This is a genomic window from Blautia sp. MCC283 (assembly GCF_018785565.1).
GTDB lineage: Bacteria > Bacillota > Clostridia > Lachnospirales > Lachnospiraceae > Blautia_A.
Genome location: NZ_WQQB01000060.1, coordinates 1 through 447, shown reverse-complemented (window position 1 = coordinate 447; position 447 = coordinate 1). Strand labels below are relative to the sequence as shown.

The following is a 447-nucleotide window of genomic DNA, read 5'->3' as shown; positions in this document are numbered from 1 at the left end:
TGCCGGTTCATCTACAACCGGGGACTTGCCATGCGTAAGGAAGGCTATGAAAATGGGGAAAAGATCGGCTATTCCCAGACTTCCGCCATGCTGACTGAACTGAAAAAGCAAGAGGAGTTTGCCTTTCTGAAAGCAGCAGATTCCATTGCATTACAGCAGTCTTTGCGGGATCTCGACCGGGGATTTGTGAATTTCTTTGAGAAACGGGCTTCCTATCCAACCTTCAAAAGTAAACATAACCGGTTCCAGTCATACAGAACGGTAAATCAAAAAGATAATATTCGTATTGTGGGAAGATATATCAAACTTCCGAAACTTGGATTTGTTAAAATACGGCAGTCGATGGAAGTGGAAAAGATTAATCACGTGATCATTGAGCACACACCGGCTGGAAAATATTTTGCGGTTTTAAATGTTGATTTTGAACCGGAACCACGCTCAAATGCT

The 447-nt window shown here is 42.7% G+C and carries 1 protein-coding gene; it reads left to right on the top strand.

What is annotated here, in order from left to right; genetic code table 11:
* On the top strand, positions 1-447 hold a 447-nt coding region (locus tag GPK81_RS14975; protein WP_215707306.1), incomplete at both ends, for an RNA-guided endonuclease TnpB family protein.